The 23,731-nt window shown below is 62.8% G+C and carries 23 protein-coding genes, 2 pseudogenes and 2 riboswitches; of the genes and pseudogenes, 3 read left to right on the top strand and 22 right to left on the bottom strand.

All coding sequences use genetic code 11. The features are described 5' to 3' along the window. Nucleotides 1-43 precede the first annotated feature (43 nt). Nucleotides 44-802, bottom strand: a complete 759-nt coding sequence (locus K226_RS0111440) for an SDR family NAD(P)-dependent oxidoreductase (protein WP_024814938.1) — start codon at nt 800-802, stop codon at nt 44-46. 249 nt (nt 803-1,051) lie between these two features. On the opposite strand from K226_RS0111440, the gene K226_RS0111445 reads away from it, so the two are divergent. Next, nucleotides 1,052-2,038, top strand: coding sequence for a sensor domain-containing diguanylate cyclase (locus tag K226_RS0111445; protein ID WP_081739419.1), 987 nt, complete (start codon nt 1,052-1,054; stop codon nt 2,036-2,038). Between the two features lie 81 nt (nt 2,039-2,119). Here the strand turns inward: K226_RS0111445 and K226_RS0111450 are convergent, their stop codons facing one another. The 11 genes and pseudogenes from K226_RS0111450 to K226_RS19810 all read right to left on the bottom strand — a co-directional run. Beyond that, entirely contained in the window at nt 2,120-2,797 is a 678-nt protein-coding gene (locus tag K226_RS0111450) for an RluA family pseudouridine synthase (protein WP_024814940.1), read from the bottom strand. Continuing rightward, nucleotides 2,784-4,955 carry a PAS domain-containing sensor histidine kinase gene (locus K226_RS0111455; RefSeq protein ID WP_024814941.1) on the bottom strand — a complete coding sequence of 724 codons (2,172 nt, stop codon included), beginning with the start codon at nt 4,953-4,955 and terminating at the stop codon, nt 2,784-2,786. The genes K226_RS0111450 and K226_RS0111455 overlap by 14 nt, the downstream gene beginning before the upstream one ends. A 115-nt stretch (nt 4,956-5,070) precedes the next feature. Beyond that, on the bottom strand, nt 5,071-5,472 hold the full coding sequence (locus tag K226_RS0111460) for an FKBP-type peptidyl-prolyl cis-trans isomerase (protein WP_024814942.1): 402 nt from the start codon (nt 5,470-5,472) through the stop codon (nt 5,071-5,073). Next, nucleotides 5,439-5,678 carry a DUF1010 domain-containing protein gene (locus tag K226_RS20400; RefSeq protein ID WP_304412862.1) on the bottom strand — a complete coding sequence of 80 codons (240 nt, stop codon included), beginning with the start codon at nt 5,676-5,678 and terminating at the stop codon, nt 5,439-5,441. Before K226_RS20400 ends, K226_RS0111460 begins: the two co-directional genes overlap by 34 nt. Before the next feature lie 620 nt (nt 5,679-6,298). Next, nucleotides 6,299-6,412 (bottom strand): DUF1010 domain-containing protein, encoded by a 114-nt coding sequence (locus tag K226_RS20405; RefSeq protein WP_304412854.1) that lies wholly within the window; start codon nt 6,410-6,412, stop codon nt 6,299-6,301. Between the two features lie 344 nt (nt 6,413-6,756). Further along, nucleotides 6,757-7,167 carry a nucleotidyltransferase domain-containing protein gene (locus tag K226_RS19795; RefSeq protein WP_155886511.1) on the bottom strand — a complete coding sequence of 137 codons (411 nt, stop codon included), beginning with the start codon at nt 7,165-7,167 and terminating at the stop codon, nt 6,757-6,759. Beyond that, nucleotides 7,164-7,727 carry a hypothetical protein gene (locus K226_RS19800; protein WP_155886512.1) on the bottom strand — a complete coding sequence of 188 codons (564 nt, stop codon included), beginning with the start codon at nt 7,725-7,727 and terminating at the stop codon, nt 7,164-7,166. The genes K226_RS19795 and K226_RS19800 overlap by 4 nt, the downstream gene beginning before the upstream one ends. Nucleotides 7,728-7,754: 27 nt before the next feature. After that, entirely contained in the window at nt 7,755-8,000 is a 246-nt protein-coding gene (locus K226_RS0111465; RefSeq protein ID WP_081739366.1) for a DUF1010 domain-containing protein, read from the bottom strand. A gap of 85 nt (nt 8,001-8,085) precedes the next feature. After that, nucleotides 8,086-8,475, bottom strand: a complete 390-nt coding sequence (locus tag K226_RS20260) for a hypothetical protein (RefSeq protein WP_024814944.1) — start codon at nt 8,473-8,475, stop codon at nt 8,086-8,088. A gap of 84 nt (nt 8,476-8,559) precedes the next feature. Beyond that, a pseudogene (locus K226_RS20265) lies at nt 8,560-8,685 on the bottom strand (DUF1010 domain-containing protein); the annotation flags it as partial. 103 nt (nt 8,686-8,788) lie between these two features. Then, nucleotides 8,789-9,007 (bottom strand): annotated as a pseudogene (locus K226_RS19810) (DUF1010 domain-containing protein); the annotation flags it as partial. A 160-nt stretch (nt 9,008-9,167) separates the two neighbouring features. Between K226_RS19810 and K226_RS0111475 the strand changes: the two are divergent. Continuing rightward, on the top strand, nt 9,168-10,202 hold the full coding sequence (locus K226_RS0111475) for an integron integrase (protein WP_024814945.1): 1,035 nt from the start codon (nt 9,168-9,170) through the stop codon (nt 10,200-10,202). 69 nt (nt 10,203-10,271) lie between these two features. On the opposite strand, the gene gcvP is transcribed toward K226_RS0111475, so the two are convergent. The 6 genes from gcvP to K226_RS0111505 all read right to left on the bottom strand — a co-directional run bounded on the left by gcvP (nt 10,272) and on the right by K226_RS0111505 (nt 18,086). Beyond that, nucleotides 10,272-13,166: an aminomethyl-transferring glycine dehydrogenase gene (gcvP, locus tag K226_RS0111480; RefSeq protein WP_024814946.1), complete on the bottom strand. Its 2,895-nt coding sequence runs from the start codon at nt 13,164-13,166 to the stop codon at nt 10,272-10,274. Between the two features lie 128 nt (nt 13,167-13,294). After that, nucleotides 13,295-13,669, bottom strand: a complete 375-nt coding sequence (gene gcvH / locus K226_RS0111485) for a glycine cleavage system protein GcvH (RefSeq protein WP_024814947.1) — start codon at nt 13,667-13,669, stop codon at nt 13,295-13,297. A gap of 56 nt (nt 13,670-13,725) precedes the next feature. Further along, complete coding sequence (gene gcvT / locus K226_RS0111490; protein WP_024814948.1) at nt 13,726-14,871, bottom strand: glycine cleavage system aminomethyltransferase GcvT; 1,146 nt, start codon at nt 14,869-14,871, stop codon at nt 13,726-13,728. A gap of 44 nt (nt 14,872-14,915) precedes the next feature. Next, a riboswitch (glycine riboswitch) is annotated at nt 14,916-15,038 on the bottom strand. 13 nt (nt 15,039-15,051) lie between these two features. Continuing rightward, nucleotides 15,052-15,151, bottom strand: a riboswitch (glycine riboswitch). A 6-nt stretch (nt 15,152-15,157) separates the two neighbouring features. Further along, nucleotides 15,158-16,435, bottom strand: a complete 1,278-nt coding sequence (locus K226_RS0111495; RefSeq protein ID WP_024814949.1) for a TRAP transporter large permease — start codon at nt 16,433-16,435, stop codon at nt 15,158-15,160. A gap of 85 nt (nt 16,436-16,520) precedes the next feature. After that, nucleotides 16,521-17,015: a TRAP transporter small permease gene (locus K226_RS0111500; RefSeq protein WP_024814950.1), complete on the bottom strand. Its 495-nt coding sequence runs from the start codon at nt 17,013-17,015 to the stop codon at nt 16,521-16,523. Nucleotides 17,016-17,114: 99 nt separating this feature from the next. Next, a complete protein-coding gene (locus tag K226_RS0111505) occupies nt 17,115-18,086 on the bottom strand; it encodes a TRAP transporter substrate-binding protein (protein WP_024814951.1) in 972 nt (323 codons plus the stop codon). 403 nt (nt 18,087-18,489) lie between these two features. Between K226_RS0111505 and K226_RS0111510 the strand changes: the two genes are divergently transcribed. Continuing rightward, nucleotides 18,490-18,948, top strand: coding sequence for an Lrp/AsnC family transcriptional regulator (locus K226_RS0111510; protein WP_024814952.1), 459 nt, complete (start codon nt 18,490-18,492; stop codon nt 18,946-18,948). An 83-nt stretch (nt 18,949-19,031) separates the two neighbouring features. Here K226_RS0111510 and K226_RS0111515 read toward each other — a convergent pair whose 3' ends face one another. From K226_RS0111515 to K226_RS0111530, 4 genes are all read right to left on the bottom strand, one after another. Continuing rightward, complete coding sequence (locus K226_RS0111515; RefSeq protein ID WP_024814953.1) at nt 19,032-19,826, bottom strand: ABC transporter ATP-binding protein; 795 nt, start codon at nt 19,824-19,826, stop codon at nt 19,032-19,034. A 22-nt stretch (nt 19,827-19,848) separates the two neighbouring features. Beyond that, entirely contained in the window at nt 19,849-20,739 is an 891-nt protein-coding gene (locus K226_RS0111520; RefSeq protein ID WP_024814954.1) for an ABC transporter permease, read from the bottom strand. A 103-nt stretch (nt 20,740-20,842) separates the two neighbouring features. Continuing rightward, nucleotides 20,843-21,814: an ABC transporter substrate binding protein gene (locus K226_RS0111525; RefSeq protein ID WP_024814955.1), complete on the bottom strand. Its 972-nt coding sequence runs from the start codon at nt 21,812-21,814 to the stop codon at nt 20,843-20,845. Nucleotides 21,815-22,024: 210 nt separating this feature from the next. Further along, nucleotides 22,025-23,731 (bottom strand): electron transfer flavoprotein-ubiquinone oxidoreductase, encoded by a 1,707-nt coding sequence (locus tag K226_RS0111530; RefSeq protein WP_024814956.1) that lies wholly within the window; start codon nt 23,729-23,731, stop codon nt 22,025-22,027.

Raw genomic sequence — 23,731 nt, forward strand, 5'->3', positions numbered from 1 at the left:
CTAACGCTCACTGGTAAAGCGCTAGCAGCTATAAAAATATGAGTCAGGCATCGCGCACGTCGGCGACCGGGTTGGTGCCGAAGTCTGCACGCTCCAGCCAGGCGAGCACGCGGGTAGCGGCCTCGGTGGGCGATGTGAGCTGGCCACCCGTCTTGAGGTTGGCGAAATTCTGGCGATCCGGGAAGGCGGTCGGGTCTGCTCCGCGCAACTGGACCTGCATGTCGGTGTCGATCACACCGGGTGCGAGAGAGCATACCTTGGCGCCGTGCGGCTTGACCGCCTCGTCCAGCGCCACGCAGCGCGTGAAGTGGTCCATGCCCGCCTTGGCTGCACAGTAGGCCGCCTGCGAGGCCATCGCCCGGCGGCCCAGGCCCGAAGAGATGTTGAGCACCTTGCGCGGCACGGCCCAGGTGTCCGTTGCACCGAGGAAGGCGGCGGTCAGTTGCATGGGTGCCTCCAGCCCCACGCGCAGGGCGTTGGCCAGGTCGGCAGGGTCGCTGGCCGACAGCGGTGCAATGCGCGGGATGACGCCGGCGTTATTGATCAGCGTGGCGCTGGCAAAGGCAGTGGGGCCCTGTGCCGTGAGCCAGCTGCGCAGGGTGTGCGCGGCCTGCTCGCCATGCGACAGGTCTTGCTCCCATTGCTCCAGCGTGGCACTGGCACGGGTTGCCATGTCGGCAAGATCAGGGTTGCGGTGGCGCGAGATGCAGACCAGTGCGTGGCCGGGGCGCAGCAACTGTTGCGCCATGGCCAGACCCATGCCGCGCGATGCGCCCGTCAGAACAATGAGGTGTTGAGGCATTCCAGCATGGTACCCGCCCGCGTGACAGGGCAGGCGTGCAGCACAGGGGCGCAGGGGGACATTGTGGCGACCGGGAGAGGGCAGGGTTTCCAATAGGGGGCACCTGAAACGGCGCTGGCATAGTATCAACCGGATACAACTGGGCCTGGATGCGGGCCTGGGAGGGTGGCATGGTGGCTTGTTCAGATGGATTGCGGGATTTGCGGGCCGCCGCCCAGGCGCAGCCACGCCATCGGCCTGAAATCAATCATGGATGACGCAGACCTCAACAGAGACCGGCTGGCCCTGGCCCTGGAAGCCGCCGGGCTGGACCTGTGGGAGAACGATCTCATCACCGGCGAGGTCACCCTCAACGCAACCAAGACGTTCGTGGAACTGGGCTTTAGCGAGGAGGAAATCGTCTCCGACCTGCAAGGCATCTATGGGCTGTTTCACCCAGACGATCTTGGCAAGGTGAAAAAAGCGGTGGACGACCACCTGTCGGGCCACACGCCCCAATACCGCTGCGAGTTCCGGCTGCGATCCAGGGGTGGCGAGTGGGTCTGGTATGCCAACTACGGCCGCATCATGGATGGCAACAGCAGCACGCCGGGCAAGCGCTTCATTGGCGTGACGTTCAACATCGACGACCGCAAGCGCCGGGAAGTCGAAATGGAACAGATCAACCGCCAGTTGACTGCGCAGAACGCCTTGCTGAGCCAGCTCAATGCCACGCTGGCACTGCTGGCAGCCAATGACTCGCTGACCGGGCTGTCCAACCGGCGCACCCTGATGGAATGGGGCGTTAACGAGTGCAAGCGTGCCCGGCGGTTTGGGCACCCGCTGTCGGTGATGGTGGTTGATATCGACCTGTTCAAGGCGGTTAATGACGGTTGGGGGCACCTGGCGGGCGACCGCGTGATTTGCGCAGTGGCCCAAACCTGCCTGGCGCGCACGCGCCAAGGCGTGGACACCGTGGCGCGGTATGGGGGCGAGGAGTTCGTGCTGGTGCTGCCGGAAACCGGCATGCACGATGCGCTGCACCTGGCCGAGTCGTTGCGCCAGGCGGTGGCTGCACGGCAGGTGCTGGTGGGCGATGAGGGGGCCACAGTCTGCGTGACCGTCAGCATTGGCGTGGCCACATTGCACCAGGGGAGCGACCTTTCCTTTGAGGATCTGGTCAAACAGGCCGACAAGGCGCTGTACCAGGCCAAGGCAACGGGCCGAAATAACGTGCAGTGCTGTGCAGGTGGCTGACCCGGCGAAGCCTTCAGCCCAAGCGCGTGTTCACGTTGCCTCGCTGTGCCGCAGAGCCTGTGCGGATGCAACTCAGAGGGGTTAAAAAGGCGCTGGCAATGAAATCTCGATCCGCTGGCCGGTAGCGGGGTGCTCGAATGCCAGCCAGGCTGCATGCAGCAACAGCCGGGAATGTTGTGCGTGGGTGACGGCATCGGCATAGAGCGCATCGCCCAGGATGGCGTGGCCCACGGCCGCAAGGTGCACGCGCAACTGGTGCGTGCGCCCGGTCACGGGCTCCAGTTCGATGCGCGTGGTGTTGGCGCTTTCATCGTGCGCCAGTGCGCGCCAGCGCGTCAGGCTGGGTTTGCCCAGCACGGGGTCGATCACCCGCATGGGGCGGCGTTCCCAGTCGGCGGCAATCGGCAGGTTGATTTCGGCCCAGTCGCCATGGGTGGGGGCTGCCATGTGCCCGGCCACAATGGCCTCATAGCGCTTGTGCACCTGGCGCAGCTCGAAAGCGCGGCCCATGCGGCGCTGCGCCTCGGGGTTGCGGGCCATCAGCACCAGGCCCGATGTGGCCTGGTCGAGCCGGTGCACCACCAGGGCCTCGGGCCATTGCTGTTGCGCCCGGCGGCTCAGGCAATCTTGCTTGTCCGGGCCGCGCCCAGGCACGCACAGCAACCCGGATGGCTTGGCCAGCACCAGCAGGTCGTCGTCTGCATGCAGGCAGTCGATCCCGCCACTTTGCGCCGCCACGGGGCTGTCAGGATCCGCCATTGACCAGCCGGTCCACGGTGGCGCACAGTTCTTCCACGTCGTTGGGTTTGTGAATCAGGGCCCTGGCGCCCTCGGCCATGGCAGCCTGCTCGATTTCTGCCGTGACATAGCCGGAGGCCAGCGCCACCGGAAGATCGGGGCGGATGTGGCGGGCCTCGCGCACCAGGTCCACGCCGCAAAAACCGGGCATGTTGTAGTCGGTCACCAGCAGGTCATAGCGCTGCGGATCGGCGCGCAGCGCGGCAGTGGCTTCGTGGGGGTCGGTGAACCCGCTCACCTGGTAGCCGCGGCGACGCAGCAGGCGCTGCACCAGAAACACCAGTGCCTCGTCGTCATCCACGTACATGACATGGTGGCTGCGTTGTGCGCCCGCTTGCTCCACCGGCGCGGGCGCAGCAGGCGCCGTGGGCAATGGCAGGGCGGCGGCTGCCGTGTCTTGGTCCGTGGCCACGGGAAAATACAGCGTGAACCGGCTCCCATGGCCTGGCGCACTGTGCACATCTACCGCGCCCTCATGGGTGCGCATCACGCCATGCACCACCGCCAGGCCCAGCCCTGTGCCCTGGCCCACGGGCTTGGTGGTGAAAAAAGGCTCAAAAATGCGCCCAAGCAGGGCGGCGTCCATGCCCGGGCCGTTGTCGCGCACCGACAGCGCCACATAGGTGGTGGGTGCCAGGCCCAGCCGCTCGCACAGGCGGTGGTCGGGCTGCACCTGGGCGGCCTCTACATGGATGATGCCGCGCTCTGTGCCTATGGCATGCACGGCGTTGGTGCAAAGGTTCAGCAGGGCTTGCTCCACCTGCGTGGCATCGGCCAGCAACGCCGGCAAGTCCGTTGACAAATGCATGTGCAGCTCGATGGCGGGAGGCAGGGTCACGCGCAGCAGGCGCTCGGTGTCGTGCACCACTTCGGCCAGGTTCACGGGGGTGCGCTGGGGCGGCTCGTTGCGGCTGAAGGTGAGAATCTGGCGCACCAGATCGCGTGCGCGCCGCCCGGCCTTGTCGATCTCGTGAAGGCTTTCCAGCACAGGGGATTCGGGGCTGCAGTCGGCCTTGGCCAGCTCGACGTTGCCCAGAATGGCGCCCAGAATGTTGTTGAAGTCGTGCGCAATGCCTCCGGCCATGGTGCCGACAGCCTGCATTTTTTGCGATTCCCGCAACTGGGCTTCCAGCTCGTTACGGTGCGCCTCGGCCTTCTTGCGGCCGGTCAGGTCGCGGGCAAAAACGGTGGTGGTTTCACCCTCGGCATGGCGCTCGAACGACACACTCACTTCTACCGCCAGCTCCTTGCCGCTCGCGGTCAGCGCCGTCATTTCGCCCAGCAGCGCCTGGGTGGTGAGCTGCGCAAACGCCAGCGCCTGCGCGGCATCGGGAAGAAAACGCTCCAGCGGGCTGCCCAGCGCGTCGCTGGCGCTGCACTGGAACAGCGCGGCCGCTGTGGGGTTGAACACGGTGATGCGCTGGTGCTGGTCCACGCAGACGATGGCGTCGAGCGCCGAGTTGATGATGGCCTCCAGCCGTTTTTCGCTGGCGTGCAGTTGCTCGTTGCGCTGCTGCAAGGTCTGGCGCTCGGCCAGCAGCGGGCCCTGGTCGATCACGGCGCACAAAAACTGGAGCACCGGCGCGGCGCCCTCCTGGGACATTTCGATGCAGGCAATGTGCAGATCGCCCGTGATGCGCGCTGCCTCGCCGATCACGAAAACCACTTCGGTGGCTTCGCTGTGGCCCTGCGCGCGCGCCACGCTGAAGGCCTCTTGCACGCGGTGGGTGTCGTCCTCGCAGACAAAAGGCATCAGCGCCGTCAGTGGGCGGTCTTGCTCGGTGGGCTGGAACGAGCGCTGCGCCATCGAGTTGGCCTGCACCACCACGTCGTACTCGTCCACCACCATCAGGGCCAGTGGCACGCTGGCAAACAGGGCCTCAAAGCGCTCCGAGGCGCTTTCGGCGGCCGTCTGGCTGTATTGCAGAACCTTGTTCTGGGCCTCCAGCTCGGCCTGGTAGCTGCGCAGCTCGGAGATCAGCTCTGCGAGGGGCCCCTCGGGGCGCAGGGGCGAGCGGCGCTCGGGCTGGGGGGTAGGCGAGGAGGGCCCAGGCACTTCTTGCCCCGGGTCGCGGGACGCCTGGGCTTGGTGCAGAAAGGACAGGTCTGGAAGGCTCATGGGCGGCGGTCGGAGGGCGCCGGCAAGTGCCGCACCCCCTGCGCAGCAAGGCCGTTGCCTGAGCGCTGGAGTGTACGCCCGCGCAGGCCCGCCGCAACCCGCGCGTTGCCAATGCTCAGCGGCGCACCGAGACCAGCTCCACCTCGAAATTCAGCGTGGCGTTGGGCGGAATCACACCACCCGCGCCACGCTCGCCATAGGCAATGCCAGGTGGGCAGGTCAGCTTGGCCTTGCCGCCGGGCTTCATGCGCTGCACGCCTTCGGTCCAGCAGGGGATCACGCGGTTCAGCGGAAACTCGGTGGGCTCGCCACGCTTGTAAGAGCTGTCGAACTCCTTGCCATCCAGAAGCGTTCCGCGATAGTGCACCTTGACAGTGTCGGTGGCCTTGGGCGAATCGCCCGTGCCTTCCTTGATCGATTCAAACACCAGGCCGCTGGCGGTGGTGACCGGCTTGGCTTGCGCCAGAGCGGTGGGGGCAATGATCAGCGAAGTGAGCAGGGCGAAAAGAACGCGCATGAAGAAAGCTCCAAAAAAACATAGGCCGATGGTAGGGCCTTTGGGGTGGGCATCAGGGATGGAGGGCGACGCAGCTTGGGGCGCTGCCAGCCTGCAGGGGTGGGCAACCGGTGTTGCTGAGGCGGCGCGATACTTGCAAAATGATAGCTGCTAGCGCTTGCTGTGAAAGCGCCAGAGGCCAAAAAGACCGTAAACCTGCGCAGCACACCAGGCGAAGCCCGGAGAAACGGCAACCCCAGCGCTGAGCCGCGCCTGAGAGGGAAATGCCGTTTGGACAATCAAGGGCTTGAACAATGCGGATTTTTGCGGGCGACTAACCCCTAAATTAAGCCGGCCCGCGAAGTGGGTTCGACTTGAACGAATTGTTAGGCATCGCTTGACTTGCCTCGACCGCGAGTGCGGCTGCCCCTTGCCTTCCGTTGGGGCATGACTTTCCAAGACAACCACACCAGACCGGCACCTCCACCTAACCAAACTGCGCAAGAGAGCAGGTAGTCCAGAGGCGCCTGTGCAAACGTGACATCTGGCCCAGACCCTAAGACTGGCACTACTCCCCGGTAGACACCTCTTGCAGCGAGGAAGAGAACCAAGGCACCCAGAAGGAAAACCAAAATGGAGCCCAAGGCGTTTCCCTGGCTCTCTGAGAGTACGCCGAAGCCGCTATCTGGGTACGCTTTGCCAAAGACTGGGATTCTGAAGACAGACACCACTACTCCGCAAGCCGCCACCACCACACAAGCAAAACCGACAAGAAGACCAGCCCAGTTCTCGGCTTTCATTATGTATAGACCGGCGATTCCGATAGAAACCGAAGCAGCGAATGCAATCAACCTGATGATCGAGCGAAGTGACATAGGCGTTTGGCGATGTCTAACGAACGAAAGTAAGCCGCCCGCCGAAGCCGGGTCGGCTTGACTGCACAGTTAGACCCAGAAACCACAACGGGAAACCCGAAATTGACGACAAGCGCACACTGCGAAAAAGCAGTGCGTCACGGAAACGACGCACTGCTTGAAAATGATAGCTACTAGCGCAAGCTGTACAAGGGATAGAGCCCAAAAACGCTTGAACTGGCACAAAGTCTCAAGGCGAAGCCCGGCGAGAAACCAAAAAACCAAAAAATAACCGATTGAAAAGGTAAGCGCCAGTGAATAAAACATGGGGCTAAATAATTTGTGATTCTAATCGAATAATGCCAGCGTTAACAGGCGGGGACTCGCAAAGCGGGTGGACGTCCTGTTGAATAATCAGTCAGGAGATTTTTCAAAATAAATACGCCAGAATTTAGTAAGTAATTGCTGGCATGAGTTCTGAGCTTGGTATGCGTACAGCTATCTCGTTGCGTTCGAAATTCCACCCATCTATTGCCTTTGAGCCGACGTAGGATGCTGAATTTTCTGATGTGATTTTCCATTGCCAAGTTGAAAGACTGCCAGATTTTGTTGCGCCATCAATTGGCCTTTTCCATGGACAAACGAAGCTATCGCCGTCAGTTACTATTAGCGCATCAATATTACCAGGATTTGGAGTTCCTGATAGTGCCTTTAGTAATTTCTCATTGGCAATTATTATAAAATCCCAGTCTGAATTCTGGTGGGCGGTTTTGTTTGCGCGGGAGCCAACAAGCCAAACTTGATGCCCTTCAGCAAGGATTGGTTCCAGGAAAATTTGAATGTCTTGTGGGAATTCCCTCATGCGTGTCCCTCGTCATAATCGCTCATTATTGCGTGAAACTCTTCTGGACTATCTGAAAATTCTGCCACCTCAGTCGCATATGCAGCTCGGTTCGCATGTTTTAGGTCTTCTAGGTAGTTTGGGTCTTCAACCAAGGATTCGTAGTATGAGTTTTCCTCTTCTGCGGTTTTTACAGCCGAAATTAATTGTTCATATTCTTTTTTGGTGAAAAATAATGGGGGATAGTTTTTTTGTGCAATGTACTTTACGCTCGACTCTATGGAATTCAGCGCAGCATGAGCGTTTGTCAGGTAGTTTTCTCTAGTCCAGCGCAAAGGAAGATCCTTTACTTCTGACCAGCAGACAGGGTAGCCAAAGATTGCTCGGACATCTGCCGTGACCGTTATCAATGCGAGCAAAGCTAGTTCGGTGCGAACCCCAATGCTTACGAACGGGTCGATAACTCCCCATCCATATTCTTCGCGACAAATTTCAACTGGCCTTCGGATCAAGAATGCGCAGAGTTGTGCGTATGTCTTGGCGTCGCTAAAATTGGTGAATGATCTTGGTTTGAATTCCATAATTTGGCACGCACGCGATGTTGGGGCCTAACGGACAAGGTAAGCGGCCCGCAGAATGCGGGTCCGCTTGGGCGCAGAGTTAGACCCGAAGGCCAAAAGGGAGCGGCCGGACTTGGACAAGGGCGCAGCCCACGAAAAAGCGCTGGGCCACGAAAGCGGCGCAGCGCTGCAAGAATGATAGCTGGTGGCGCTTGCTACACAAGCGCTGGAGGCCAAAAAGGCTTGAAAGGCCTTGGAACAGGGCTGAGCGCTGGAACAAGTGGCTGCGCGCATAAAGCGGGTGGTAGGACTAACGATTGAGTTCAGCGGCCGCCGTAGGCGGTCCGCTGGAATGACTGGTTAGCTGCTTCGCTGACTGTCACTTGAGCGCTCCTCGGCTGGTACTTACGGTCAACGGATTGCGCGTCCCAAGAACCTCCGACGCAACGACTGACACCAGCAGGAATCGCGAGTTTGCAATGTCGAGGTGAATCGTGTCAGTACTCCCCGTCATTTCTCCGACGAACTGGAGCACCACGATGCCTTTGGAGTCAAAGGTCTTGGACATCTTGTATTGATGCCCGCTAGGCCAGACAACGGTGACGACCTGCTTGTCCAAATCAACAAAGGTCATCTGGGTCTTCAGCTTGTCCGCGTCCGAACTCTCTGTGACGACGCCAATCAGGCTGTTTCGTCCCGCGAGCGATTGAGCAAACGAAAGACTTGCAGTCGTCGCCAGAAGAGTGGCGCAGGCGGTGCGCAAGAACATGTCTCCCTCCAGATCGTCTAACGAACGAAAGTAAGCCGCCCGCCGAAGGCGGGTCGGCTTGACTGCCCGGTTAGACCCAGAAACCAAAACGGGAAGCCCCAGATTGACGACGGGCGCAAACCGGGAAAAAGCACTGCGCCACGGAGGCGGCGCACTGCTGGCAAAAAAGCTGAAAACTGGCGCAGCGCCAAAAGGCGAAGCCCGGCACACGGCAAAAACCCAGCAGATAACCGCTTGAGAAGATAAACGCCGGTGAATAAAACATGGGACTAAATAAAGCGGGTTTTTCGCAGGCTAACGAACGAAAGTAAGCCGCCCGCCGAAGGCGGGTCGGCTTGACTGCCCGGTTAGACCCAGAAACCAAAACGGGAAGCCCCAGATTGACGACGAGCGCAAACCGCGAAAAAGCACTGCGCCACGGAGGCGGCGCACTGCTGGCAAAAAAGCTGAGAACTGGCGCAGCACCAAAAGGCGCAGCCCGGCGAGAAACCCAAAACCCAACGAATAAACGCTTGAGAAGGTAAATACCGATGAATAAAACATGGGGCTAAATAAAGCAGGTTTTTCGCAAGCTAACTAGATTTAGACGACAGCCATCGTAAGCAAGTTGGTCTGCCAAAACAAGATGTATCCATTGGTACATAGGGATAGTACCCAGGTGATGCCGTTTAGGCAAACCTAAAATTTTCCGGATGAAATCGTCTTCCGATCGTGCTGCACCCACCGCGTCTGCCGGTCCGGGCGGCGCCCCAGCGCCCAAACTTTTGGATCGTTTGCGTGATCATCTGCGCACGCGCCATTACAGCATTCGCACCGAAACGGCTTATGTCGATTGGGCGCGGCGCTTTATTCTGTTTCACGGAAAGCGCCACCCGCAAGAGATGGGTGCGGCGGAGGTAGAAGCATTTTTGACACATTTGGCGTTGCAGCGCCAGGTATCTGCATCAACCCAGAACCAGGCCAAGGCGGCGATTTTGTATTTGTACAAGCAGGTGCTGGGTGTGGATTTGCCCTGGCTGGACGATGTGGTGCAGGCCAAAACGCCCAGACGCCTGCCGGCGGTATTGACGGCCACCGAGGTGCGCACTTTGCTGTTGCACATGCAGGGCACCACCGGGCTGATTGCGCAGTTGCTGTATGGCACGGGTATGCGTTTGCTGGAGGCGCTGCGCCTGCGCGTCAAGGATGTGGAGTTTGCCCGGCGCGAGATTGTGATTCGCGAAGGCAAAGGTAATAAAGACCGCATCACCGTGTTGCCCGAAAACCTGATCGGCCCTTTGCAGCAGCAATTGCAGAAGGCGCGGGCGTTGCACGAAAAGGATGTGGAGGCGGGTTTTGGCCGTGTGCATTTGCCGCATGCGCTGGCGGTGAAGTACGCCCATGCGGACCGCAGCTGGGCCTGGCAATGGGTGTTTCCGTCGCCGGTGCGCTCTGTGGATCCGCGCCCCGACGCTGTGACGGGCGCTTTGCTGGAGCGGCGCCACCATGTGTACCCCGAGTCGGTGCAACGCGCAGTGCGCGAGGCGGCCAAGCTGGCGCAGATCGACAAGCCGGTGAGTCCGCATGTGTTGCGCCATTCATTTGCCACGCATTTGCTGCAGGCGGGCTACGACATTCGCACGGTGCAAGAGCTGCTGGGCCATGCCGATGTGAGCACCACCATGATTTATACGCATGTGCTCAACAAGGGCGGGCGCGGCGTGCTCAGCCCGCTCGATGCGCTGTAAAGCACAAAGGCCCGTCACCGGGCCTTTGCTTTAATGGGCAGCGCCATTACAGCGCTGCATCAGTGCGCTTTACGCCAGTTCGCTCACCGGCACGCAACTGCAGAACAGGTTGCGGTCGCCGTAGACGTTGTCCACGCGGCCGACGGGCGACCAGTATTTGTTGCCGCGCAGAGCAGCCACGGGGTAGGCGGCGGCTTCGCGGCTGTACGGGCGGCTCCACTCGGCACCCAGCAGGCTCTCGGCGGTGTGGGGGGCGTTCTTTAGCGGGTTGTTGTCCTGCGGCCAAGCACCGGATTCGATCTGGCGGATTTCACCCCGGATGGCGATCATCGCGTCGATGAAGCGGTCGATCTCGAACAGCGTCTCGCTCTCGGTGGGCTCCACCATCAGCGTGTTGGGCACGGGGAAGGAGAGCGTGGGGGCGTGGAAGCCGTAGTCGATGAGGCGCTTGGCCACGTCCTCGGCCATCACGCCGCTGGTTTCCTTCAGGCCGCGCAGGTCCAGGATGCATTCGTGCGCCACATGGCCGTTGGCGGATGCGTACAGCGTGGGGTAGTGGTCTTTGAGGCGCGCGCTGATGTAGTTGGCGCTCAAGATGGCTGCTTCGGTGGCGGCCTGCAGGCCCTCGGCGCCCATCATGCGGATGTACATCCAGCTGATGGGCAAAACGGCCGCATTGCCCAGCGGGGCTGCGCTGACAGCTCCTACTTTTGAGGCATTGCCGGCGGTGGCATGGCCCGGCAGATAGGGCACCAGGTCTTCCACCACGCACACCGGACCGACGCCGGGGCCGCCGCCGCCGTGCGGGATGCAGAAGGTCTTGTGCAGGTTCAGGTGGCTGACGTCGCCGCCAAACTCGCCGGGCGCGGCCACGCCCACCAGGGCGTTCATGTTGGCGCCGTCCACATACACGCGGCCGCCATGGCTGTGTACAAGCTGGCACAGCTCTTTCACCTGCGTCTCGAACACGCCGTGGGTGCTGGGGTAGGTGATCATCACGCAGGCGAGATTCTGGCTGTGCTTTTCGCACTGGGCCTGCAGGTCCGCCATGTCCACGTTGCCGTTGGAGTCGCATTGGGTCACCACCACCTGCATGCCCACCATCTGGGCGCTGGCGGGGTTGGTGCCGTGCGCGCTGCTGGGGATCAGGCAGATGTTGCGGTGGCTGTGCCCCTGGGCTTCGTGGTAGGCCTTGATGGCCAGCAGGCCGGCGTATTCGCCCTGGGAACCGGCGTTGGGCTGCAGGCTGATACCGGCGTAACCCGTGGCCTGGCACAGCCAGGCGCGCAGTTGCTCGTCCAGTTCCTTGTAGCCCTGCAATTGGTTGGCCGGGGCAAAGGGGTGCACGTTGGCAAACTCGGGCCAGGTGATGGGGATCATCTCGCTGGTGGCGTTGAGCTTCATGGTGCAACTGCCCAGCGGGATCATGGTGCGGTCCAGCGCCAGGTCTTTGTCGGACAACTGGCGGATGTAGCGCAGCATGCCGGTCTCACTGTGGTGGGTGTTGAACACCGGGTGCGTGAGGTAGGCACTGGTGCGCAACAGGCTGGCCGGGATGAGATCGGGCGCGCTGGCGGCCAGTGCGTCGATCGTGGGGTGCGCGGCCGTGGGGGCGAAGGCGCGCCAGAGCAAGGCCAGGTCGTCGCGCGTGGTGGTTTCGTCGAGCGACAGGGCCACGCATTGGCCGCGCAGCAGGCGCAGGTTGGCGCCCGCATCCAGCGCGCGCTGAACCACGGCGCGGGCGGCATCAGTGCTGCCCAGGTCCACCGTGAGGGTGTCGAAGGCGGTGGCGTGCAGCGGTGCAAAGCCCAGTTGCTTGAGGCCTGCAGCCAGGATGGCGGTGAAGCGCGCCACGCGCTGACCGATGCGCTTCAAACCTTCGGGGCCGTGGTACACGGCGTACATGCTGGCGATGACGGCGGGCAGTACCTGCGCGGTGCAGATGTTGGAGGTGGCTTTTTCGCGGCGGATGTGTTGCTCGCGCGTCTGCAGCGCCAGGCGGTAAGCGGGCTTGCCGTGCACGTCCACGCTCACGCCCACCAGGCGGCCAGGCATGGAGCGCTTGAACTCGTCGCGGCAGGCCATGTAGGCGGCGTGCGGGCCGCCCGCGCCCATGGGCATGCCAAAGCGCTGGGTGGTGCCAATCACGATGTCGGCGCCCATCTCGCCCGGGGACTTGAGTAGCGTGAGGGCCAGCAGGTCGGCGGCCAGGATGAATGCGGCGCCCTTGCTGTGGATGACGTCGGCGCTCATCTGCCAGTCGGCCAGCCAGCCGCTGGAGCCGGGGTACTGGTTGATGGCGGCGAAGTAGTCGTCCTGGCCGATGGCGGCCATCCATTCGTCGCCCGAGCGGACCACCTTGACCATCAGGCCCAGCGGCGCGGCGCGCGTCTGGATAACCTCGATGGTCTGCGGGTGGCAGTCGCCGCTGACGATCAGAGTGTTGCCCTTGGCCTTGACCGAGCGCTTGGCCAGCGTCATGGCCTCGGCGGCGGCGGTGGCCTCGTCGAGCATGGAGGCGTTGGCAATGGGCATGCCGGTGAGGTCGCACACCATGGTCTGGAAGTTGATCAGCGCCTCCATGCGGCCCTGCGAGATTTCGGCCTGGTAGGGCGTGTAGGCCGTGTACCAGGCGGGGTTCTCCAGAATGTTGCGCAGAATCACGCCGGGCGTGTGCGTGCCGTAATAGCCTTGGCCGATGAAGCTTTTGAGCACCTGGTTTTTGGATGCAATCGCCTTGAGCTCGGCCAGCGCGGCGGCTTCGGTCGCGGGGGGCGGAAGGTCCATGGTCTGGCTGCGCGCGATGGAGCGCGGCACGATGCCGTCGATGAGGGCACGGCGCGAGGCCTCGCCAATCACCGACAGCATGTGGGCTTCGTCGGCCGCGTCGATGCCGATGTGGCGGGGCAGGAACTCGGTGGTGTTTTCGAGTGCGGACAAGGGCAGGGCGGCGGGCATCTGCATGGCGGAACCAGTCTCAAAGGCTATTAAAAAGAGAGCTGCCAGCGCTTGCATTTAAACAGATTCAAGCACTTTTCATATTGAAGGTGCCTGAATTCAAGCGCGGGCAGCTATGGTTTTTGCTGCGGCGCTCAGGCGCTGGCGGCAAAGCTCGAATAGGTGGTCTCGTCCATCAGGGCATCGAGCTGCGATGCGTCGGACAGCTTGACCTTGAAGAACCAGCCGGCATTCAGCGGGTCAGAGTTGGCCAGCGACGGGTCGGCACGCAGGGCTTCGTTCACCTCGACGACTTCGCCGGAGACCGGCATGTACACGTCGGCAGCAGCCTTGACGGACTCGACCACTCCTGCCACGTCGCCCTGGGCAAAGGTGGTGCCCACGGCGGGCAGGTCGACAAACACCACATCACCCAGGGCGTCCTGGGCGTGCACGGTGATGCCCACCACGGCAGCGTTGGCGTCGGCGGCGTTGACCCACTCGTGGTCTTTGGAAAATTTGATCGTCATGGGAAAGGTTCCTGAAAGATGAAGGGAATCCGGAATGTAGCCTGCGCTGCAGGCTTTTAGCCGCGGTAGTAACGCGTGGGCACGAAGGGGGTGGCGCACACTTCCATGGGCACGGCCTTGCCGCGCACGATGGCGTGGACGCGCGTGCCCACGGCGGCATGCTGCGGGTCCACATAGGCCAGGGCGATGGGTTTGTCGAAGCTGGGGCCCAGCAGGCCGCTGGTGACTTCGCCGATCTTCTGGCCTTCGGTCGTTTGCAGCTCGGTGTGCTCGCGCACGGGTACGCGCTCCAGGGCGACCAGGCCCACGCGCTTGCGCGTCAGGCTGGCGGGGTTGTCGAGCTGGGCCAGCACCGTGTCGGCTCCGGGGAAGCCGCCCGCGCGCGCGCCGCCGGTGCGGCGCACCTTCTGCATGGCCCAGTTCAAGGCCGCTTCCACGGGCGTGGTGGTGGTGTCGATGTCGTTGCCATAGAGGCACAGGCCCGCTTCGAGGCGCAGCGAGTTGCGCGCGCCCAGGCCGATGGGTTTGACTTCGGGCTGGGCCAGCAGCGCGCGCGCCAGGGTGTCGGCCTGCGCGGCGGGCACCGAGATCTCGAACCCGTCCTCGCCCGTGTAGCCACTGCGCGTGACGAAGCACTCACAACCGGCAATCTGGAAGTTGCCGCCGGTCATGAACACCAGCTTCTCCACGCCGGGCGCCAGGCGCGCCAGGGCCGTGGCCGCCTGCGGGCCTTGCAGGGCGAGCAGGGCGTGGTCGGGCATCGGAATGACCTGGCAGCGCTGGCCGATGCGCGCCTGGATATGGGCTAAGTCGCCCACCTTGCAGGCGCCGTTGACGATGACGAAGATTTCATCCTGTGCCACGCGGAAGAACATCAGGTCGTCGATGATGCCGCCCGCGTCGTTCAGCAGCAGGCCGTAGCGCTGCTTGCCCACGGGCAGGTCGATCACGTCCACGGGCATCAGGCTCTCAAACGCTGCGGCGGCATCCGGGCCGACCAGGCGCAACTGGCCCATGTGCGACACATCGAACAGACCTGCGGCCTGGCGGGTGTGCAGGTGCTCGGCCATGAGGCCCATACCTGGACCTTGGTACTGCACCGGCATGGAATAACCGGCGAACGGCACCATGCGGGCGCCCAGTTCGATGTGCAGCGCGTTGAGGGGCGTGGTGAGCAGGGGTGCGGCGGCAGGTGCGGACATGAAAGCTCCAGGGCAAATGGGGGCCGTGGCACCAGTGCCACGGGATTTGCCCTGCTGTCCGCTTTACCTGAGAGATTCACCACGGCGCCCTGGCTGGCCGCGCGGCTTGCTCCTTCGGTGGATGGCCTGTGCGTTGCGCGCGGCCACCTCTCTCCAGCAAGGGAACGCCCGCATCACTGCGGGCGGTTGCCAGTCCTTTTGCCTGAGCGTTCGGCGGGTGCCTGCGCCTTCGGCGGTGCTGCTCGCGGATAAGCGGAGCACTCTCTCCTGACGGGGCCGATTGTACTTACTTCGCGTACACCAGATCGCGCAGCGTGAGCGAAATGGAGGGCACGTAGGTGATGACCAGCAGGCACACCAGAATCACGCCGACAAACGGCAGCAGGTGCGTGACGACGCGGTCCAGCGATATGCGCGCCACCGTGCAGGCCGCAAACAGGTTCACGCCAAAAGGCGGCGTGATCATGCCGAGCGCGAGGTTCACCACCATGATCAGGCCGAAATGCACCGGGTCCACGCCAAAGTGCATGGCCACGGGCGCCAGGATGGGCGCCAGCACGATGATGGCCGCGCTGGTCTCGATGAACATGCCAATGAAGAACAACGCCGCGTTCACACCCAGCAGAAAGAGCGCGGGGGATTGCAGCACCGATTCCAGCCAGCGGCCAATGGCATCGGGCACGCCGGCGCGCGTGATGAGAAACGCAAACAACCCGGCGTTGGCGATGATGAACATGATCACCGCCGACGAGATGGCCGACTTGCGCAGAATGGCGAACAGGTCCTTGATCTTGATTTCGCGGTAAATCACCACGCCGATGATCAACGCGTAAAAAACGGCCACGGCAGACGCCTCGGTGGGCGTGAAAACGCCGCCGTAGATGCCGCCCAGAATGATCACGGGCATGAACAATGCCCACCCGGCCTGCAGCGCGGCACGGCCAAAGGGCATGCGGCCATCGCCATCGTTCTTGCCCCAGCCTTTGTATTTGCACCAGGCCCACACAAACAGCATCAGTGCGCCGCTGATCAGGAGGCCCGGGCCAAAGCCGGCAATGAACAGCTCGCCAATCGACACCTCGGCGCTCACGCCATACAGGATGAGCGGGATGGAGGGCGGAATGATCACGCCCAGCTCGGCACTGGTGGCCTGCAGCGCTGCGGCATAGCTGGTGGGGTAGCCATGCTTGATGAGCGCGGGGATCAGGATGGCGCCAATGGCAAATGTGGTGGCCACCGACGAGCCCGACACGGCTGCAAAGATCATGCAGGTGAGCACGCAGGTCATGGGCAGGCCACCCTGCACGCCACCCACGATGCTTTTGGCAAACTCGACCAGCCGCCGCGAGATGCCTCCGGTTTCCATCAGGTTGCCCGCCAGGATGAAGAACGGAATGGCGGCCAGCGGAAACTTGTTGATCGAGGCAAACATCTCTTTCACCGCGATCAGCATGTTGGCGTTGGCCACCTGAATGCCCAGGATGGAGGCCAGCCCGATCGACACGGCCACGGAAACGGTGAGTGCAAAGCACAGCACCATGGTGGAGATCATGACCATGCTCATATTAGGGCCCCCACGCTCGGCATTGCATGTCCTCGCTGCCCCCCGAGGGGGCAGTTCGCTTGCTGGAGGCGGCTCGGCGCGGCGCTCATTGCGCAGTCTCCAGTTCCATGCGCTGGGGATCGACCAGGTTGCCAATGATGCCAATCACACAAAACAGGCCACCCACTGGCATGGCGAGATAGGCCCAGAACATCGACACCGATTCCAGCCCGGCCATGCTTTGCACGCCGCCGCGCTGCGCGTAGTCCCAGCCCCACCAGATGATCACGCCGATCAGTGCCAGCGCGGCCAGTGACACCACCCAGTCAAGCACGCGGCGAATGCGCGGCGGGCTCCAGCGGTACAGCACGTCCACGCTCACCATGGCGCCCTGTCGAAAGGCGGCCGGGATGGCCAGAAACACCATCCAGATCAGGCTGAAACGGATCAGCACTTCGGTCCATTCGGCGGGTTGCTCGAACACGAAGCGCATGAGGATCTGGAACATGCCCAGCGCAGCGGCCAGCGCCAGCATGGCGCAGGCGCCCAGCATGGCCGCCCAGGTGCAACCGCGCTCAAAGATAAGAAACATGTTTTTCATGGGCGGCACGGGCCAGAAAGCGCATTGTAAGAGTAAAAACGCCCGTTGGCGCTTTGCCAACGGGCGTTGGTAGCTATCAAAAAGAAAGCGATCGGCGGCTTATTTGACGTTGCGGATCTTGTCGAGCGTGGCCTTGCCAAACTGCTTTTCAAACTCGGCATTCACCGGGGCCAGGGCTGCCACGAACTTGGCCTTGTCCACGTTGTCGATCACGGTCATGCCCTTGGAGCGCAGGTCGGCCACGCCCTTGGCATCGTCCTCGTCCACGCGCGCACGGTTGGCCTTGGTGCCTTCTTTGGCGGCATCGAGGAAAGCCTGCTTGTCGGCAGCGCTGAGCTTGTCGAACGAGGCCTTGTTCATCACGAAGATGCAGGGCGAATACACATGGCCCGTGAGCGTGAGGTGCTTTTGCACCTGGTCGAACTTGGCCGAGATGATGACGGGCAGCGGGTTCTCCTGGCCGTCCACGGTGCCTTGCTGCAGGGCGGTAAACACCTCGGGGAAAGCCATGGGCGTGGTGATGATGCCAAAGCCCTTGTAGGCGGCGATGTGCACGGGGTTCTCCATGGTGCGCATCTTCAGGCCCTTGAGGTCGCCGGGCTCCTTCACGTCGCGCTTGCTGTTGGTCATGTGGCGAAAGCCGTTTTCGGCCCAGGCCAACGCCTTGAAACCCTTGCTGTCGAACTTGGTCAGCATCTCCTGGCCGATTGGGCCGTCGAGCACGGCGCGCGCATGGACCTTGTCGCGGAACAGGAAGGGCACATCGAGAATTTTGGTCTCGGGCACAAAGTTGGGGATGGGGCCGGTGGAGCTGAAGGCCAGCTCCTGCGTGCCCAGCTGCACGGCTTCAACCGACTCGCGCTCGCCACCCAGTGCGCCGTTGTAGAAGGTTTGCACCTTGTAGCGGCCGCCCGTGCGCTTTTCGACTTCCTTGGCAAAGGTGTCGATGGCAATCCCCTGGTGGGAGTTCTGCGCCGTCGAGATGCTGATGCGCATGGTGGTCTGCGCGGCGGCGCTGGCCATGAAGCCGATGGCAAGACCGAGGCCGACGACGAGTCTGGTCAATTGCATGGTGTCTCCTGAAGGGGGATGGTTGCGTGCGGCCTGCGGTGCAGGCTGCGGCGCGGGCCTGCGCCGCGCACTGCAAAAATTATGGCGCTGCAGCATGGCGCCGGGCATCGGGGTTTGTGCTGGTAAGCATGCTTATCAGCGGCGTGCCAGCCGCATCGCAGCGCACCGGGGTCGCATGCGGGACAGGGCAGCAATAGAAGGCGTCGAGGGGAGAGGCTTGCCAAGCGCCCCGGGCGGGCGGTAACCCGCCGGGGCCTTGTCAGTTTGTGCACCCGGGTACGAGCGCCTTGATGCAGCAAAGTATGCAGCGCGGGAGGCCGATAAATCTTCTGAATTTGCGTTGATTTTCGCTATTCAAAGAAAAATATTCTGCCAAAGCGCAATTTTTGAAATAATGCGGCCCATGGACCGTCTTGACAGAAAAATTCTCTCCGTTTTGCAGGCCAACGCCCGCGCCAGCCTGCAGGAGATCGGCCAGGCCGTGGGCCTGAGCCCCTCGCCGTGCTGGGGGCGCATCAAGAAGATGGAAGAGGCCGGCGTGATCGAGGGCTACACGGTGCGCCTCAATCCGCGCGCGCTTGATCTGGCGGACACCGTGCTGGTAATGGTCACGCTCGACAGCCATTCGGACAACACGCTCGAAAAATTTGGCGAAACCCTGGCCAGCATTCCCGAGGTGATCGAGGCACACCTGGTGTCTGGCGACTACGACTACCTGCTGCGCGTGGTGGTCAAAGACACGCGCGACTACGAGCGCCTGCTGCGCGAGAAGCTCTACAAGATCAAGGGCATACGCCACAGCCGCTCCAGCTTTGTGCTGCGCACGCTCAAAAAAGCCGATCTGCCGCTGTTTGTGGACTGATTTTCCAAAAAATAGCCGCTTGCGCTTGTCCTACAAGCGCTAGCAGCTATTTATTTGATAATGCTTTGGTGAGCGTGCGGGTGTCAGCCCAGCAGCAGGGCGTCGTCGGCCAGCTTTTCGCCGCGCACTTTCTCGAACATCTGCAGCAGGTCGGGCACATCCAGGCGCTTGCGCTCTTCGCCGGAAACGTCAAGCACCACCTGGCCCTGGTGCAGCATCACGGTGCGCTCGCCCACGTCCAGCGCCTGGCGCATGCTGTGCGTGACCATCATGGTGGTCAGCTGGCTTTCGGCCACGATGCGCTCGGTCAGCCGCAGCACGAAGTCGGCGGTGCGGGGGTCGAGTGCGGCGGTGTGCTCGTCGAGCAGCAGGATGCGGGACGGCTGCAGCGCGGCCATCAACAGGCTCACGGCCTGGCGCTGGCCGCCCGAGAGCAGGCCGATGCGGTCGGTGAGGCGGTTTTCCAGCCCCAGGCCCAGTGTGGCCAGGCGCTCGCGAAAGCCCTCGCGCATGGACGCCTTGACGGCACGGCCCAGGTTGCGGAACGCGCCGCGGCGCTGCGCCAGCGCCATGTTTTCTTCGATGGTGAGGTCTTCGCAGGTGCCGGCCATCGGGTCTTGGAAGACGCGGGCCACGCGCTCGGCGCGGGCCCACACGGGCATGCGCGTGACGTCGACGCCATCGATGGCGATGCGGCCACTGTCCACCGACTGGTCGCCCGAGATGGCGTTGAGAAAGGTGGACTTGCCGGCGCCGTTGGAGCCGATGACGGTGACGAACTGCCCGGCCGGAATGTCCAGCGACATGCCGCGCAGGGCGCGGGTTTCAATCGGCGTGCCGGGGTTGAAGGTGATTTCGAGGTGTTGGGCGCTCAGCATGGGGCTCTTTCGGTGCGCGGGTTCAGGACGGCTTGCGCTTGGCAAACTTGCGCTTGAGCTGCGGAATCACCAGCGCCACCGCCACCAGCACGGCAGTGACCAGGTTCAGGTCTTGCGCCTTGAGGCCGATGAAGTCGCTGTTGAGCGCCAGGGCGATGAAAAAACGGTACGCAATGGCGCCAATGACCACAGCCAGCGTGGCATACACCAGGCGGCGCGAGGGCAGGATGCTTTCGCCCACGATCACGGCGGCCAGGCCGATGACGATGGTGCCAATGCCCATGGAAATGTCCGAGCCGCCCTGGGTTTGCGCAAACAGTGCGCCGGCCAGGCCCACCAGGCCGTTGGAAATGGCCATGCCCAGCAGCAGCATGGCGCCGGTGTTCACGCCCTGGGCGCGGGCCATGCGCGCATTCGAGCCCGTGGCGCGGATGGCCAGACCCCGTTCGGTGGCAAAGAACCAGTCGAGCAGCAGCTTGGCGGCCAGCACGATGAAGACCAGGATCAGCGGACGCGCAATGTAGTCCTGCATGCCTTCGGGCTGCAGCAGCACGAACAGCGTGGGGTCGTTGATGAGGGGTACGTTGGGCCCGCCCATGATGCGCAGGTTGATCGAATACAGCGCAATCATCATCAAGATGCTGGCCAGCAGGTCCATGATCTTGAGCTTGACGTTGAGCCAGCCGGTGATCAGCCCGGCCACCGCCCCCGCCGCCGTGGCGGCCAGCGTGGCCACCCAGGCGTTGGTGCCGGTGGAGATCAGGATGGCGCACACGGCACCGCCCAGCGGAAAGCTGCCATCCACCGTGAGGTCGGGAAAGCGCAGCAGCCGGAACGAAATGAAAACGCCCAGGGCCACCAGGCTGAAGATCAGGCCGATTTCAACGGCGCCGAGCAGGGAAAAGAAGGACATGGGCAGCGGGGCCAGCAAGGGGAAAAACAAAGCAGGAGCCACGCGGGGCATGGCTCCTGCCGGAGGGGCCGGGCATGCGCCCAGCCCTGCAGCACGGCGGTGCTTACTGCACCACTTGCGCTGCCGACTTGACCAGCGCGTCGGACAGCTTCACGCCCTGCTTTTCGGCAGCGCCGGGGTTCACGAACAGTTCCATCTTGGTGCTGATCTCGGGCTTGATGTCGCCGGGCTTTTCGCCCTTGAGGATGCGCGCCACCATGCGGCCGGTCTGCTCGCCCAGATCGCGGTAGTTGATGCCGAAGGCGGCGATGGCGCCGCGCTTGACGCTATCCGTGTCCGAGGCCACCAGCGGAATCTTGGCGTCCTGGCCCACCTTCACCAGCGCCTCGTAGGCCGAAACCACGTTGTTGTCGGTGCTGGTGTAGATCACATCGACCTTGCCGATCAGGCTGCGCGCGGCGCTGCTCACGTCCACCGAGCGGGGCGCTGCGGCCTCGACCAGCGTCATGCCCAGCTTGGGCAGCAGCGTCTGCAATTGCTTGACCACGACGACCGAGTTGGCCTCGCCGGGGTTGTAGACCACGCCCACGCGCTTGGCACCGGGCACCACCTGCTTGACCAGGTCCATCTGCTTGTCGAGCGCCAGCAGGTCGGACACGCCGGTCACGTTGGTGTGCGAAGGCTCCCAGTTTTTCACGAGCTTGGCGGCCACGGGGTCGGTCACGGCCGAGAAGACGACCGGGACAGTCTTGGTCGCGGCAATCACGGCCTGGGCCGATGGCGTGGCAATGGCCACGATGGCATCGGGTTTGTCGCCAATGAACTTGCGCGCGATTTGCGCCGCGGTGCCGGTATTGCCTTGGGCGCTCTGGTATTGCCACTTGAGGTTCTTGCCCGCTTCAAAGCCGGCTTCCTTGAGGGCGGCCTGCACGCCATCGCGCACGGAATCGAGGGCAGGGTGTTCGACGATCGCGGTCACTGCCACGGATTTTTGCTGCGCGCTGGCGGGTGCCACGGCGGCAACGGCCAGGGCCAGGGCACCCAGGGACATCCAGGGCATTTTCTTCATGTTCATCTGCGCGGTCTTTCTGGTTTTGGGATGGATCGGGTCGGCCTGCACTCGCAGGCGCGGGGCCGACGGGCAAGTTTACTGCGGCGCAACATTGCCACGCTGGGTCAAGCAAGCCTCCCCGTGGCGGGGTCGGGCTTTCAGCGCAGTTGTGGCTGAAATATCAACAAAAAAGGCCTGCAGCGCAGGCCCTTCATGCGCGAGCTGCTATGGTTTTTACATGCCCGAGTAGTTGGGGCCGCCGCCGCCTTCGGGTGTGACCCAGACAATGTTTTGCGTCGGGTCCTTGATGTCGCAGGTCTTGCAGTGCACGCAGTTTTGCGCGTTGATCTGCAGGCGCTGGGCATCGCCGCCCTTGGCCGTATCGGGCACGAACTCGTACACGCCGGCCGGGCAGTAGCGGGACTCGGGACCGGCATATTTGACCAGGTTGATGTTCACCGGCACGCTGGCGTCTTTCAGCGTGAGGTGCGCTGGCTGGTTTTCGGCGTGGTTGGTGTTGCTCACGAACACGCTGGAGAGGCGGTCGAAGGTGATCTTGCCATCGGGCTTGGGATAAACGATGGGCTTGCACTCGGCGGCGGGCTTCAGATAGGCGTGGTCGGGCTTGTCGCGGTGCAGCGTCCATGGGATGTGGCCCTTGAGCGCGAACTGCTCGATACCGTTCATCACCGTGGCCACGGTCAGGCCCTTCTTGAACCAGGCCTTGAAGTTGCGTGCCTTGTTCAGCTCGGTGTGGAGCCAGCTGGCCTCGAACGCCTTGGGGTAGGCCGTGAGTTCGTCGTGCTGGCGCCCACCGGTGATGGCCTCATAGGCTGCCTCGGCGGCCAGCATGCCGGTCTTGATGGCGGCGTGGCTGCCCTTGATGCGGCTGACGTTGAGGTAACCCGCGTCGCAGCCCACGAGTGCACCGCCTGGGAACACCGTTTTGGGCAGGCTCATCAGGCCACCGGCCGTGATGGCGCGCGCGCCATAGCTGATGCGCTTGGCCGGCTTGATGCCCTTGGATTCGTCGCCTTCGAGGTAGTAGCGGATGTTGGCGTGCGTCTTCCAGCGCTGGAATTCCTCGAACGGGCTGAGGTAGGGGTTGGCGTAGTCCAGGCCGGTAATGAAGCCCAGCGTGACCTTGTTGTCTTCCATGTGGTACAGGAAGGCGCCGCCGTAGGTGTTGTTGTCCATGGGCCAGCCGGCGGTGTGCAGCACGAAGCCGGGCTGGTGGCGGGCGGGGTCGATTTCCCACAGCTCCTTGATGCCCAGGCCGTAGGTTTGTGGGTCGCTTTCGGCATCGAGCTTGAAGCGGGCGATGACCTGCTTGCCCAGATGGCCGCGTGCGCCTTCGGCAAAGATGGTGTATTTGGCGTGCAGCTCCATGCCGAGCTGGAAGTCGCCCGTGGGCTCGCCTTCCTTGCTCACGCCCATGTTGCCGGTGGCCACGCCCTTGACGCTGCCGTTGTCGTTGTAGAGCACTTCTGCGGCGGCAAAGCCGGGGAAAATTTCCACGCCCAGGTTCTCGGCCTGCTGCGCCAGCCAGCGGGTCACGTTGCCCAGGCTGACGATGTAGTTACCGTGGTTCTGAAAACAGCCTGGCAGCAGGAAGTTGGGCGTGCGAAACGACGATTTCTCGCCCAGGAACACCATGGCGTCGTCGGTGACGGGCTGGTTCAGCGGGGCGCCGAGTTCCTTCCAGTTGGGAATCAGCTCGGTCAGCGCCTTGGGGTCCATGATGGCGCCCGAAAGAATGTGCGCGCCGGGCTCGGAGCCTTTTTCGAGCACTACCACCGACACATCCTGGCCCTTTTCGGCGGCCAACTGCTTGAGCCGGATGGCGGTGGACAGGCCGGCGGGGCCGCCTCCCACCACGACCACGTCGTATTCCATGGCTTCGCGGGGGCCGTGTTGGGCGAGGATTTCTTGGTTTGTCAT

The sequence above is a fragment of the Acidovorax sp. JHL-3 genome (assembly GCF_000526295.1).
In the GTDB taxonomy this organism is placed as follows: Bacteria; Pseudomonadota; Gammaproteobacteria; order Burkholderiales; family Burkholderiaceae_C; genus Acidovorax; species Acidovorax defluvii.